Consider the following 12,836-nt stretch of genomic DNA (forward strand, 5'->3'; position numbering starts at 1 on the left):
TTAGGTCCTTGCGGTGCGCTATCCCCCATTTGGATTCGTAGTGGTGGGCGGTTTGTCTTTTTGGTATAATGGAAGAAAATTTGAAATCAGGAAGGAATGGCGTTCGTGAAAACGGCAATTGTCACCGACAGCACGGCCTACTTGCCGAAAGAGGTGCGCGAGAGGTTGGGCATTCGCCTGATTCCGCTCAGCGTCATTTTCGGGAATGAGACGTACCGCGAAGAGATTGATATGACGGCCGATGAATTTTTTGCCAAAATCAAGCAGCATCCGACGTTGCCGACGACGTCCCAACCGTCGGTCGGTGAGTTTGTTGACTTGTTCACCGCCATTCGCGAGGAAGGATACGAGGCGGTCGTCAGCATCCACCTCTCAAGCGGCATCAGCGGCACGTACCAAGGGGCGGTCACGGCAGGGACGATGGTGGACGGATTGCGTGTTTACGCATACGACTCGGAAATCAGCTGCATGGCACAAGGGTTTTATGCGATCGAAGCGGCGGAAATGGCGCAGGCGGGGAGGTCTCCTGAGGATATCATCGCTCGCTTGGATGAAATGAAACAAACGCTGCGCGCCTACTTTATGGTCGATGACTTGGCCCATCTGCAGCGGGGCGGACGGCTGACCGGGGCGCAGGCGTTCATCGGCGGCTTCTTGCAAATCAAGCCGCTTCTTCGCTTTGAAAACAAAGTGATCGTGCCGTTTGAAAAAATCCGCACGCGCAAAAAAGCGATCCACCGCATCGAAGAGCTGTTCGCCGAAGATGCGGAAAAGGGTGTGCCGCTCAAAGCCGCCATCATCCACGCCAACCAGCCCGATGAAGCGCACCGCTGGCGCGATGAGCTGTCCGCCCGCTATCCGCACGTCGAATTTTCGATCAGCTATTTTGGCCCCGTCATCGCCACGCACGTCGGCGAAGGCGCGCTCGGGTTGACGTGGTATCAGCCTTAAGCCGAGGCCGCAAAGCGCCGTCTCGAGGCTCTACAGCCAAGCGCAAGGCGGAACGGTGCGCTCCGCCTTGCACGGCGGCGGATTCTCGTTTCCGCTGTATGGTCGATCAAGATGTTTCCGTCTTCCCGTTTGGCGTTCATGGGACGAAATGATCCGAATGAGTTTTGGGTCATGTTGATGCTATTCATAGTGGATGCTATTTCATATAATGTTTTTATCGATTTCCTCATCCAACTTCAATGCGCTTGCCATTCTCCTTCGGCGGTATTCTCCATAACTGCCCGCAGTTGACGAATTCATCTGTGACAAACATAAGAGCGAGAAAACCTATTCCCTTTAGGTGTGGGGAATGTCAAATTCGTCAGCTGCATCGTCTTCCTCTCCTCTCTCCACTTTATGAAACGGGCGGAGATGTGGGGCTGGCCAAACTTGTCGAACCGTTTTCCTTTCCTGAAAAATTTGTCGCTATTTCCCTGGGAATGTTGTCGAAACACGTTATTGATCGGCTCCATGACTCTCCTGTGAATCTTCGCTGTCGTCATGTTTCGCCGCATCCATTTCTTTCGAAGGCCGATATGTCGTGAAAAAGACGGTCAAACCACATCCTTATTCCATTTGGAAAGGCCTTTTCATCTCCACTTTCTTTTCTAGCGGAATGTTGCTGTTTTGCGCATGACGCCCATTTTTCACCATCTTTCTAACTTTTTACGAAAAAGAACGCCGTCGATCGCTCTTCCTGTACCTTTATGCGCTTCAAGCCTCTCAACTTGGGGAGAGAGGGTTTTTGCCGCGTCATCTGCTCTTCTTGCCTCTCAGCTGGGGAACGTGCTTTTCATACGTTCAAAAGGAGTGATGCTTCTTGTGCATCCAACAACCATCTTGTGTTCCACACCTCGTTTCATGGTTGAACGGCCAGCGCCTCCCACGCGAACAACTGCCGTTTTCTGATGAAGAAATCAAAGCCGCGGTGCAAGCCGGTTGGGTTCACGAACAGCCCGGCCTCATCAAAACATCAAACGGCTGGCGCTGTGTGCGCTGCGGGAATGAAGACGCGCGTCTTTTTGCATCGTTTCCATGCGCCCGCTGCGGATCGGATTGCGCGTATTGCCGCAAGTGTCTTGTGATGGGGCGCATCAGCTCCTGCACTCACCTTGTGCACGTGACGATGCCGCTTCCGTCCGAGCGGCACGAGGCGCCGCTTGTTTGGGATGGGACGCTGTCCGCCGCTCAGGAGGATGCCGCTATGGCTGTCAAACAGGCCGTGCTCGATCGAAGCGAACTGCTCGTTTGGGCCGTATGCGGCGCAGGGAAAACCGAGATTTTGTTTCCCGCCATCGCCGCCGCGCTCGAGAAGGGCTGGCGCGTTGGCCTCGCCACGCCACGGACCGATGTTGTCCGCGAGCTTGCTCCCCGCTTTCGCCAAGCGTTCCCGCGCGTTCCGCTCGCTGTTTGGCACGGCGGAAGCGAAGAGCGCGGGCGGATCGCTTCCTTGGTCCTCTCAACCACCCACCAGTTGCTGCGGGCTTACCGCGTCTTTGACGTTATGATCGTGGATGAAGTCGATGCCTTTCCATATTCTGTTGAGCCGATGCTCCAATACGCCGTCAGTCAAGCGCGGAAAGAACAGTCGAGCCTCATTTATTTAACCGCCACCCCATCGCGTGCTTGGCAGCTTGACATCACAAGAGGTAAACGGAAAGCTGTCGTCATCCCCGCCCGCTACCACGGCCGTCCGCTTCCCGTCCCCGTGTTCGAATGGTGCGGCAATTGGCGCAAACGGTTAGAGCGCGGCCGCTTGCCCGAAAACGTCCTTGCGTGGGTTCTCCATCGTTTGGCGCAGGGAAAACAAGCGTTTTTGTTCGTTCCCCATATCGATGAGCTTGAAGCTGTCACCCGCCTCTTGCAGCGCGTCGATCCCCGCATCGTCGGCGTTCATGCCGAAGCCCCAGACAGAGCCGAGCACGTTCAGGCATTTCGCGATGGGCGCGTGCCGCTGCTCGTCACAACGACGATCCTTGAACGGGGAGTGACGGTGCCGAACATCGATGTCGCCGTTCTCGGCGCCGAAGACCGCATCTTCACGGAAAGCGCTCTCGTGCAAATCGCCGGCCGCGTGGGCCGCCACGCCGCGTTTCCGGATGGCGATGTCCGCTTTTTCCATCACGGGAAAACGAACGAGATGGTGCGGGCGCGCCGCCACATTGTCCGCATGAATGAGACAGCAAAGAAAAGGGGGTTGCTGCATCGATGAACTGCCTCCTTTGCCATTCTCCGTACAACCCGATCGCGAGCTGGCGCCAGCTTCTTTTCCTCGAAGACCTTGACGTCCTTTGCCCACGCTGCCGCGGGTCGTTCAAACTCATTGACGGCCGCCTTTGCGAGATGTGCGGCCGCCCGCTCGAGGAGTCAGCGCCATCCGTGTGCGCCGACTGCCTTCGGTGGCAGGAAGATGAACAATGGGGGAGGGCGCTCGTGAAAAACCGATCCGTGTATATATACAACGACTGGATGAAAGACGTCGTCACCTTATGGAAATTCCGCGGCGACTATGTCATCGTCGAGGCATTCCGCCGTCCGTTTTCCCAAGCGTTTCGCCGACATTTCGGCCGCGATTGGCACATCGTCCCAATCCCGCTGAGCCCCGAACGGCTGTATGAGCGCGGCTTCAACCAAGCCGAAGCGCTCGCCCGCCTGCTTCCGTTTCCGTGTTTCCCTTGGCTTTCTCGCAAGCATTCCGAAAAACAATCGAAAAAATCGCGCCGTGAGCGGCTCGAGACCGACAACCCGTTTTTTCTCTCCGGACATCCGCCGATTGACGGAAAACGAATCGTTCTCATCGATGACATTTACACGACGGGCATCACCGTCCGCCACGCGGCCCTTGTTTTGCTTGAAGCGGGGGCGGCCGAGGTGGGGGCGTTGACGCTCATTCGCGCGTAACAGTGTAAACATTGGAAGCCTACGTGCCGATATAAAAAGTAGGAGAACAAAGAGCGAGGAAGAATAATGATGCGTATTCGTCACGATCAACTATCCAATGAGGTCGCCGCACCGGCTGTTTCATTGCAGCCGGGGAGCGTGCAGATGGCGGTAATGAAAGAAAGGTTCAACGATCAAGAGGCCGTGGTCGCCATCGGCCAACAGGATGTACGCGTCCACTTTGTGGATGGCGTCCCAAGCGACCGTTCGTTTATGGTGCGGCTTGTGAAGCAAGAAGGTGGAACTTGGATGGCGCAAGCGGTGCCACTATCGTCTATAGGGCGGTTTCTGCCATCTTCGTTGGACGATGGAATCGATTCATGGCTGTCGGCCCGTGGCATTCGCCTGACCGAAAAGGAAAAAGAAGCCGTTCGTCGTTTTTGGGAGACGGAAGGCGGCTCGATAAAGAAAAAACAGGAAACCGTCGCTGCTTTGGCGGCGAAACAGCTCGAGGTGACCGAGACGCATTTGCGCCTAGCGCATGAAGCGCTCCATGGCCCGCCGCTCGGAGACCTGTTGGCGCCGTTGTTGACGAAAACGGAACCGGAAGAAACCCATGAAGCAAAAGCGGCGCCTGTTCGTGAACAAACGGAGCGATTGGAAGGTTCGCGCGCGTATGCGGTTGCATCGGAGCTGGTTCTTCCGACGGCAGAGGCCCGGACGTTTGCCGTGACGGTAGTGACGGAAAAAATGGTGCAACTCGTGCACGATTTTCGTGTTTGGCAGCGTGATATGGTCCGTCAGCTCGAACAATTTGCGCATGCCGCTGCCCAACAGTCGACAGAGCGAGCCGCGCCGCTTGTTGAGTCGCTCATTCATTCACTCGACCGCATGCTGTTGCACGGGGAATGGTTGTTGTTTACTGACATGAAAACGGAAACGAAGTTGCTTGAGGCGGGGGCGAAATTGGCAGAAGCGAAACGCGGCCTTGCTGAAGGAAAGACGGACGAAGCGGCCAAGACGGCGCGTGAAGTGAAAGCGTTGTTGGAGTCGCTCCGCTTTCAGCCATCTGAACAAAAAGTACAGCGGTTTTTCATGGAATCGGAAGCGTGGCAGGGCACGAAGCCGCACGAGCAGCTGTCGCGCCTTCTGAAACATGTGGACCAAGCGCCCAACGATGGCGCATTATCGGCGAGAGGAGTCTTTGAATCGCTGCGCCGCCTCGGCTTTTTCCATGAACAAGAGACCGCCCGTGCGCTCTTGAGCGGAGAGCGATTACAGCCGGTCGAGAATTTGAAGGCGATGCTGCTGTCATGGGTTGAGGAAGGAACGGCTCCTGCGCAGGCGGAACGGCTGCTCATGAATCTTACCGGCCAACAGTTGCTCAACAAATTTACTGTTGACAGCCACACCCAAACTATGTTGTACCAGTGGCCACTCTCGCTTCATGGTGAGATGGCGACCGTACATGTGCACGTCAACGCTCGCAGCGGTGACGGACAGCTTGACTGGCAAAACTGCCGCCTCTACTTTTTGTTGGACACGAATCAAGGCAAAGTCGGCATTTCCTTGCAGTCGGTCGAACGGCAGCTGTCCGTGACGGTGGAAACAGAACACGAGCGGTTGGCGGCGGTGTTGCAGTCATGTGCGGCGACAGTCAAAGACCATTTGGAACAGATCGGTTATCGGGTGCAACGCCTCACTTTCCAACCGATGAACACCCAAGACCAAGAGCGGGCGGCGACAGACAGAGTGAAGACGGAAAACGAAACGAGCCAGTGGGAGTGGACGATATGAACAGACACCGTTACGCCCCTGCTTTCAAATCATATGAGCAACATCTTGGCCGACAGCCGCGGCAGCTCGCTGATGAGGTGGCCGACAAGGCGGGGCGGGCGGGCATTCCGCTGCCCCATGACCGGGAGTTGCTGAGACAGCTGGTCGATCCGGTGCCGCGCGTCCCGCCGCAGCTTTACGCGGTGATCGGGGAAGTTTTAAAATGGATTCAGAAGCTTGATGAACAAGGCGGTAGGAGCGAAGAAGATGGAGATCAATAAAATTGCCAACACCCCATCGGTTCCAATCGGCAAAAAAGCGGCGGCTTCTTTTTCGCCATCCGTGTCATTTGCCGAGCTGACCGCCAAGGAGCAGGAAAAGCTGCGAAACGAGCGGCTGAGGCAGCTGGCGGATGAAATCGAACAGCAAGGAAAAAAACTGGCCAAGTTGCGGACGGTTGACGATTTGCGGCGGTATAAACAGCTCGTCAGACAATTGCTCGATGAAGCGGTGAACCATGGCTTGAAACTGACGGAGCAGTATGGGTTCCATTGGAGCGGCCGTTCCCGCGTCTATCATATCGTCAAAACGATCGACCAAAAGCTGCTGGACGTCACAAACGCGGTGCTCGAGCAAGAACGGCCGAGGATTGATTTGCTGCAGACGTTGGGGGAAATTCAAGGGTTGATCGTCAATTTGTATACGTAATGGGCACATTGGGAGGGGAGAATGATGAACTTAGAAAATTGCCCGGTTTGCAGCCGTCTGTTTGTCCGCTCGCCGTTTCGCGATATTTGCCCGTCTTGTCATGAAGAAGAAGAACGGCAATTTCAAACCGTGGTCCAATTTTTGCGGCGCCGGGAAAACCGGTTGGCGACGATGGAGCAAATTGTCGATGCGACAGGGGTGCCTGAGACGCTGCTGGTCAAATTCATCAAAAGCGGCCGCTTAACGTTGGCGCAGCTGCCGAATTTAGGATATCCGTGCGACCGTTGCGGCAAGCTGATCCGCGAAGGCAGAATGTGCGCTGACTGTTCAAAAGATTTGCAAGGGCAGCTGGAAATGGTGAAAAAAGAAGAACAGAAGAAAAAACAGGTGTTTCGCACGTATTACACCGACAAAGAGCGAAATGGCCGCTAAACAAATGAATGGATTGACCGATAATAGTAGTAAGACAACAACGTGAGGAACGGATAGGAGGAATCGCAGTGAGAATCGATAACCGGTTTTCGATTGGCGTTCATCCCTACCGTCAGTACTCGGGCGCCCCACAAGGAAAAACAGGGCAAACCGGGCGGCGGGATCGCGTCGAAATTTCCGAGGCGGCAAAAGAGCTGCAGCAACGCTCCACTTGGGCCGCCGAGCGGGAAGAGAAAGTGCGCCGGTTGAAGGAACAAATCGACAACAGAACGTATGAGATCGATGCCCGCGCCATTGCGGAGAAACTATACAAGTTCTATAAGGGCGATGGCCAATGAACACAAGGGTAGAAAATCGCCGAACCGATGATGAACAGCGTGCGCCAGCGCTGCAGCTGATGGCGCTCCTTGACCGGCACTTGACGCTGCACCGGCATTTGCTTCAATTGGCCTATCAAAAAACGGACGTATTAAAACGAGGCGATATGGACGGATTAATGCAGCTGATCCAAAAAGAACAAACTGCTATCGCCGCCATCCAGCAGCTCGAGCGCGAGCGGGCACAACTCGTCGCCGCATGGTCCGATGGCGGGCATCCGCTGACATTGGCCGATTGCTTGCCGAAAATGGACGAGGAGGAGCGGCAAAAAGCCGAACAGTTGGCTAGCGAGTTGCTCGACGTGATCAACGAGCTCCAGGCAGTCAACGAGCTGAATGGGCAGCTCATCCGCCAGTCGCTGCAATGGGTGACGCTGATGTTGGACCAATTGATGCCGCAGCCGCCCAACGTGAACTATACCGCGCCAAACCAATCAACGAGACAATATGGACATGGACGAAGCCGTTCACTCTTTGATTCCAAAGCATAGCAGCACAAGTCACCGACGGAAAATAAGGAGAGATCGATCCATCCAACAGCCGTCAAAACGAAACAGAGCCGCTAGGCAGAAAACAGCGGACAATCATTAGAAGATGAAAAGGAGGGGCACGATGGGATCGACGTTTCACGGGCTTGAAGTCGCCAAGCGCGGCATGGCCGTGCAGCAAATGGCGCTATACACGACCAGCCATAACATTGCCAACGCCAATACGCTCGGCTATTCCCGTCAGCGTGTCAATTTTGTCCAAAGCGAGCCGTACCCGCCGGCGTCCCTCAACCGCCCGCAAATTCCGGGACAGATGGGGACGGGGGTCGAGGCGGGGTCGATTGAGCGGGTGCGCGACCGCTTTTTTGACTGGCAATACCGCGGCGAGAACAACAAGCTCGGCTATTGGCAAGCCCAAGCCGATGCATTAAAAAAAATGGAGGACATTATGAACGAACCGTCCGACAGCGGTTTATCCAAAACCATGGATCAATTTTGGCAGGCGCTCCAGGATTTAAGTGCAAACCCAGAAAATACAGGGGCCCGCTCGGTCGTGCGCCAGCGCGGACTGGCGGTGGTCGAGACGTTTCATTATTTGGCCGATTCGTTAACCTCTATTCAAAACGATCTCGCCAATGAAATTCAAGTGACCGTCAAATCGATCAACTCGATCGCGGAACAGCTGTATAAAATCAACCAACAAATCGCCGAAGTCGAACCGCACGGCTACTTGCCGAACGATTTGTACGATGAGCGCGACCGACTGCTCGATGAACTGTCTGCGCTCGTCAAAATCGAAGTCGAGCCGAAGCCAAGCGGCGGCAATGCGCTGAAAACGGCGGAGGGGTCTTATGATGTATATATTTTTGATGGCAACGGCCAGCGTCAGCTGCTGGTCAATGGCAACCAAGGATACCAGACGCTGTCCGTATCGCCGAGCGCCAGCTCCTCCCCGGAGATGCCGACCGGTCCGCTTACCGGACTTTCGCTTGGAGGCTCTTCCATCCCGTTTGTCGCCTCCGGCAAGTTGAAAGGGTTGATCGAGGCCTACGGATATGATGACGGAAGCGGTGTCAAAGGCATTTATCCCGATATGTTGAAAAAGCTCGATACGCTCGCGTATTCGTTCGCCAAACGGTTTAACGAAGTGCACCAAACAGGGTATACGCTCAGCCCGAGCAACCCGGGAGGGCTGTTTTTCAGCGATTTGACGCAAGTGGACGGGGCAGCGAAAGCGATCCAATTGTCATCCAATATTGATGATTTAAACAATATCGCCGCTTCATCAGCGCCGAACGAACCGGGGAACGGCTTAAACGCCATTCGTCTCGCCAATGTCAAAAACAGCAATTTTGCCAACCTGCAAGATCCGGCGCCGTCGGTCTCGTATCCGATCACAGCGGGCACGCTGCAGGCGTATTACGAAAGCATGATCGGCCAGCTGGCGGTCGACACCCAACAGGCGAACCGCCTCGTCAACAACTCCGAAGTGCTCCGCCAGTCGGTGGAGGAAAGGCGGCAGTCCGTCAGCGGGGTGTCGCTCGATGAAGAAATGACGAACATGATTCGGTTTCAGCACGCCTACAACGCGGCGGCGCGCACGATTACAACGATTGATGAAATGCTCGATAAAATCATTAACGGCATGGGAATTGTCGGAAGGTAGGTGAGCGATGATGCGCGTCACGCAATCGATGTTGACGCAAAATATGCTGCGCAACTTGAGCCAAAGCTATGAACGGCTCGGCAAAATTCAAGACCAGCTGTCCACCGGCAAAAAAATTGCCCGCCCGTCTGACGACCCGGTCGTGGCCATCAAAGGGATGGCGTACCGGACGAACTTAACTGAGGTGGAACAGTTTAAACGCAATTTCTCCGAAGCCCATAACTGGATCGATGCGTCCGACTCGGCGCTTAACGAAGCGACGCAAGTGCTCCAGCGCATTCGCGAGCTCGTCGTCCAGGCAAGCAACGATACGTATGAGCAATCGCAGCGTGAGCATATCGCGAAAGAGATCGATGAGCTAAAAAACCATTTAGTGTCCATTGCCAACACACAAATTGCGGGCAAATACATTTTCAATGGCACGGATACCCTTCGACCGCCGGTCAACTTGGACGACCCAGTGAACAAAGTGTCGACGAACACAGAACAAGTGAAAATCGAGCTGTTAAAAGGCATCCAGCTCCCGGTCAACGTCAATCCGACGCGCGTCTTTACGTACAGCGCGACTCCAGGACAAGGGCTGTTCAGCGATTTAGAAGCGCTTGTGAATGACTTGGAAGCTGGCAAGAGCGGCCAAGAGCTGAACGGTTATTTATCCTATATTGACAAGCACATCGACAACGTCTTGGCCGAGCGTGCCGAGCTTGGCGCGCGAAGCAACCGCCTTGAGCTGATGGAAGCGCGTGTCGATGAACAGGAAGTGATCGCCCAACAAATTTTGTCGGACAATGAAGACGCCGATATCGAACGGGTCATTACCGATTTGAAAACACAGGAAAGTGTGCACCGCGCCGCCCTTGGCGTCGGCGCCCGCATCATTCAGCCGACGCTGCTCGACTTTTTGCGCTAAGCGGATAAGGGGGAGATGACGATGCAGCTGCCGCAGATCCGCTTGCAGTCAACGATGGCGAAAATCGCCATCGAAACCGTTCCGGCGAAACTAGAAATCCAACAGCCGCCTGCCGAGTTGGAAATCGAGCAATCTCCGGCCCGACTCACGATCCGTACGACGCCGTCCAAGCTAACGATCGATCAGACAAAAGCGTGGGAAGACATGAACTTAGAACATATCTTCCGCCGCATCGAAAAGTTTGCTGAACAAGGATACAACGATTGGCTTGACGGGCTGGCCCGCGTCTCTCGCCAAGGCGACGAGCTCATGCGCATTGAGGACGGCGGCAACCCGATCGCCGAGCAGGCGAAAGAAAACAGCGAAACTCCGATGTACGAATTCAACATCGGCTGGGTGCCGTCCCCGTTCAGCGTTCACATATCCTATACTCCGGCGGATGTGGATATTCGCTTTGAGGCACGCAAACCGGTCATCCGCGCCCGCACGCATCCACCGGTCATTCGCTACACGCCGGGCGAGGTGGCGATCCGCCTCGCCCAGCGCCCGTCGCTTCACATTGACGTCGTCATTTGAGGAAACAGGAGGGACGATTCATGAATATCGACACCAAATACCACGGAACCGTGGCGGTGAAGGAAGAAGACATTATCCATTTCCCACATGGCTTGCCCGGATTCGCCGACGAAAAGCGGTTCGTCCTTCTTCCGCTCGCCGACACGCCGTTTGTCATCTTGCAGTCGGTCGAGACCCCTGCGCTCGGGTTTGTGCTGATTGAGCCGTTTTCGTACTTTCCAACATACGAATTTGAACTGGATGAAGCGACGGTCGAACAACTTAACATCGAAAGCGAACGCGACGTCGCGGTGTACGTGATCCTCACCGTCGCCGACCCGTTTCACGAGACGACGGCGAACTTGCAGGCACCCGTGGTCATTAACGTCCATAAGCGCCTCGGCAAGCAAGTGATCTTAACGAACCCCCCGTACAAAACGAAACATCGCCTCTTCCCGGAAAAAGTGGCGACGTAAAGGAGGCGGCTTATGCTTGTTCTAACGCGCAAACTGAAAGAAGCCATCCAAATCGGCGATGACATCGAAATCACCGTCCTCGCCATTCAAGGCGACCAAGTGAAACTCGGCATCAACGCGCCCAAGCATATCGACATCCACCGCAAAGAAGTGTATCTTGCCATCCAAGCCGAAAACAGCGCCGCCTCCGAAGCGCCCGAAGCGTCGCTCACCGCACTGACCGCCAAGCTGAAACAGTGGAAACAACCATAACCCGAAGCGCCCAAGCGGCGCTTTTTTTGTCACCATCGACAAAAAATTTAAATTTCCCTATTAAACTTCCAAAAAACGCGCCGATATAAAAAGTGAGCGCGGCTTGCGGCGAAAGGCGGCCGACTTTCGCCCTAGCCCCGCCGTTCCACAAGGACGTGGAAAAAATCATTTCAGGGAGGAAGAGAACATGAGAATCAACCACAACATCGCGGCGTTGAATACGTATCGGCAGTTGACGACCAATACGACGAACGCATCCAAATCGATTGAAAAACTTTCGTCTGGCCTCCGCATCAATCGCGCCGGCGATGACGCCGCAGGTCTAGCGATTTCGGAAAAAATGCGCGGCCAAATTCGCGGGTTGGAGCAAGCGAGCCGCAACGCTCAAGACGGCATTTCGCTCATCCAAACGGCGGAAGGCGCGTTGAATGAAGTGCACTCCATCCTTCAGCGGATGCGCGAGCTGGCGACGCAGGCGGCCAATAGCACGAATACGCAAGCAGACCGCGAGCAGCTGCAAAAAGAATTTAACCAATTGACGTCCGAAATCAACCGGATCGGCAATACGACGGAATTCAACACGCAAAAATTGTTGAACGGCAATGTCAGCGGCGCGAGCCCGATTAAACTGCAAATCGGGGCGAATACAAATCAATCGTTTGAAATTAAAATTTTCGATATGCGCGCCCAAGCGCTTGGATTGGCTGGCGCATCTGGTGCATCTGCCAACACTATCGGTGCAGCTACTTCGGCAAACGGTACATCGGTATCCTCCGTATTGTCTGGAGGCATTGCAAATGCTAAATTTGCTGGAGGAACGGCGAACCAATTGACAGATGTCAGCAGTGCAGGCACTCCTGAATATGCTTTAGATATCATGTCTTTCAGCGGCGCAACGGCGGCGATTTCGAAAATCGACATCGCGATCAACACGGTTTCGACGGAGCGCGCCCGCCTCGGTTCTTATCAAAACCGTTTAGAGCATACGATCAACAACTTGGATACGTCGGCGGAAAACTTGACAGCGGCGGAATCACGCATCCGCGACGTCGATATGGCGAAAGAAATGATGGAATTTACGAAACAAAACATTCTCACCCAAGCGGCCCAATCGATGCTGGCCCAAGCGAACCAACAGCCGCAGAGCGTGCTTCAGCTGTTGCGATAATCGAAAAAGCAATAAGGCCTCTTCTCGGTCTACGGGAGAGGCCTTCCTTCTTTTTTATGAAGCCATTGGAAGCATTTTTCTCCTATGATTCGCTTCATATTGGCAAAAGCCATCCGATAATAATGATAGAAGGTGTCGAAGAATAGCCGACAAATCTC

Annotated in this window: 15 protein-coding genes; all 15 read left to right on the forward strand. The window is 54.7% G+C overall.

What is annotated here, in order from left to right; translation table 11 throughout:
- Positions 1–105: 105 nt before the first annotated feature.
- The 15 genes from T260_RS133405 to hag all read left to right on the forward strand — a co-directional run bounded on the left by T260_RS133405 (position 106) and on the right by hag (position 12,678).
- A complete protein-coding gene (locus T260_RS133405) occupies positions 106–951 on the forward strand; it encodes a DegV family protein (RefSeq protein WP_023633633.1) in 846 nt (281 codons plus the stop codon).
- A gap of 859 nt (positions 952–1,810) precedes the next feature.
- A complete protein-coding gene (locus T260_RS133400; protein ID WP_023633635.1) occupies positions 1,811–3,202 on the forward strand; it encodes an ATP-dependent helicase ComFA in 1,392 nt (463 codons plus the stop codon).
- Positions 3,199–3,891 carry a ComF family protein gene (locus T260_RS133395; RefSeq protein WP_023633636.1) on the forward strand — a complete coding sequence of 231 codons (693 nt, stop codon included), beginning with the start codon at positions 3,199–3,201 and terminating at the stop codon, positions 3,889–3,891. The genes T260_RS133400 and T260_RS133395 overlap by 4 nt, the downstream gene beginning before the upstream one ends.
- A 69-nt stretch (positions 3,892–3,960) precedes the next feature.
- On the forward strand, positions 3,961–5,667 hold the full coding sequence (locus tag T260_RS133390; protein ID WP_152333174.1) for a hypothetical protein: 1,707 nt from the start codon (positions 3,961–3,963) through the stop codon (positions 5,665–5,667).
- Entirely contained in the window at positions 5,664–5,927 is a 264-nt protein-coding gene (locus T260_RS0119880; protein WP_023633638.1) for a hypothetical protein, read from the forward strand. The genes T260_RS133390 and T260_RS0119880 overlap by 4 nt, the downstream gene beginning before the upstream one ends.
- On the forward strand, positions 5,914–6,354 hold the full coding sequence (locus T260_RS133385; protein ID WP_020756448.1) for a YaaR family protein: 441 nt from the start codon (positions 5,914–5,916) through the stop codon (positions 6,352–6,354). The genes T260_RS0119880 and T260_RS133385 overlap by 14 nt, the downstream gene beginning before the upstream one ends.
- A 24-nt stretch (positions 6,355–6,378) precedes the next feature.
- Positions 6,379–6,786: a TIGR03826 family flagellar region protein gene (locus T260_RS133380; RefSeq protein WP_023633639.1), complete on the forward strand. Its 408-nt coding sequence runs from the start codon at positions 6,379–6,381 to the stop codon at positions 6,784–6,786.
- Between the two features lie 68 nt (positions 6,787–6,854).
- Complete coding sequence (gene flgM / locus T260_RS133375) at positions 6,855–7,124, forward strand: flagellar biosynthesis anti-sigma factor FlgM (RefSeq protein WP_023633640.1); 270 nt, start codon at positions 6,855–6,857, stop codon at positions 7,122–7,124.
- Positions 7,121–7,654, forward strand: a complete 534-nt coding sequence (locus T260_RS133370; RefSeq protein ID WP_023633641.1) for a flagellar protein FlgN — start codon at positions 7,121–7,123, stop codon at positions 7,652–7,654. The genes flgM and T260_RS133370 overlap by 4 nt, the downstream gene beginning before the upstream one ends.
- A 121-nt stretch (positions 7,655–7,775) precedes the next feature.
- Positions 7,776–9,317 (forward strand): flagellar hook-associated protein FlgK, encoded by a 1,542-nt coding sequence (flgK, locus tag T260_RS133365; protein ID WP_023633642.1) that lies wholly within the window; start codon positions 7,776–7,778, stop codon positions 9,315–9,317.
- A 10-nt stretch (positions 9,318–9,327) separates the two neighbouring features.
- The gene (gene flgL / locus T260_RS133360) at positions 9,328–10,227 is read left to right on the forward strand and encodes a flagellar hook-associated protein FlgL (protein ID WP_031212447.1); all 900 of its coding nucleotides are present in this window, start codon (positions 9,328–9,330) and stop codon (positions 10,225–10,227) included.
- Between the two features lie 21 nt (positions 10,228–10,248).
- Positions 10,249–10,803: a DUF6470 family protein gene (locus tag T260_RS133355; protein WP_023633643.1), complete on the forward strand. Its 555-nt coding sequence runs from the start codon at positions 10,249–10,251 to the stop codon at positions 10,801–10,803.
- Between the two features lie 20 nt (positions 10,804–10,823).
- Positions 10,824–11,258, forward strand: a complete 435-nt coding sequence (gene fliW / locus T260_RS133350; protein ID WP_023633644.1) for a flagellar assembly protein FliW — start codon at positions 10,824–10,826, stop codon at positions 11,256–11,258.
- A gap of 12 nt (positions 11,259–11,270) precedes the next feature.
- Positions 11,271–11,510 carry a carbon storage regulator CsrA gene (csrA, locus tag T260_RS133345; protein ID WP_020756457.1) on the forward strand — a complete coding sequence of 80 codons (240 nt, stop codon included), beginning with the start codon at positions 11,271–11,273 and terminating at the stop codon, positions 11,508–11,510.
- Between the two features lie 187 nt (positions 11,511–11,697).
- On the forward strand, positions 11,698–12,678 hold the full coding sequence (hag, locus tag T260_RS133340) for a flagellin Hag (protein WP_023633645.1): 981 nt from the start codon (positions 11,698–11,700) through the stop codon (positions 12,676–12,678).
- Positions 12,679–12,836: the final 158 nt, after the last annotated feature.

Origin of the sequence: Geobacillus thermopakistaniensis (assembly GCF_000498995.1) — a bacterium.
Lineage (GTDB): Bacteria > Bacillota > Bacilli > Bacillales > Anoxybacillaceae > Geobacillus > Geobacillus thermoleovorans.

Bases quoted from the DNA above. Each gene is read 5' to 3' on its own strand.
- T260_RS133395 (WP_023633636.1), top strand. From the start codon at position 3,199: ATGAACTGCCTCCTTTGCCATTCTCCGTACAACCCGATCGCGAGCTGG.
- T260_RS133390 (WP_152333174.1), top strand. From the start codon at position 3,961: ATGCGTATTCGTCACGATCAACTATCCAATGAGGTCGCCGCACCGGCT.
- T260_RS0119880 (WP_023633638.1), top strand. From the start codon at position 5,664: ATGAACAGACACCGTTACGCCCCTGCTTTCAAATCATATGAGCAACAT.
- T260_RS133385 (WP_020756448.1), top strand. From the start codon at position 5,914: ATGGAGATCAATAAAATTGCCAACACCCCATCGGTTCCAATCGGCAAA.
- T260_RS133380 (WP_023633639.1), top strand. From the start codon at position 6,379: ATGAACTTAGAAAATTGCCCGGTTTGCAGCCGTCTGTTTGTCCGCTCG.
- T260_RS133370 (WP_023633641.1), top strand. From the start codon at position 7,121: ATGAACACAAGGGTAGAAAATCGCCGAACCGATGATGAACAGCGTGCG.
- flgK (WP_023633642.1), top strand. From the start codon at position 7,776: ATGGGATCGACGTTTCACGGGCTTGAAGTCGCCAAGCGCGGCATGGCC.
- flgL (WP_031212447.1), top strand. From the start codon at position 9,328: ATGCGCGTCACGCAATCGATGTTGACGCAAAATATGCTGCGCAACTTG.
- T260_RS133355 (WP_023633643.1), top strand. From the start codon at position 10,249: ATGCAGCTGCCGCAGATCCGCTTGCAGTCAACGATGGCGAAAATCGCC.
- fliW (WP_023633644.1), top strand. From the start codon at position 10,824: ATGAATATCGACACCAAATACCACGGAACCGTGGCGGTGAAGGAAGAA.
- csrA (WP_020756457.1), top strand. From the start codon at position 11,271: ATGCTTGTTCTAACGCGCAAACTGAAAGAAGCCATCCAAATCGGCGAT.
- hag (WP_023633645.1), top strand. From the start codon at position 11,698: ATGAGAATCAACCACAACATCGCGGCGTTGAATACGTATCGGCAGTTG.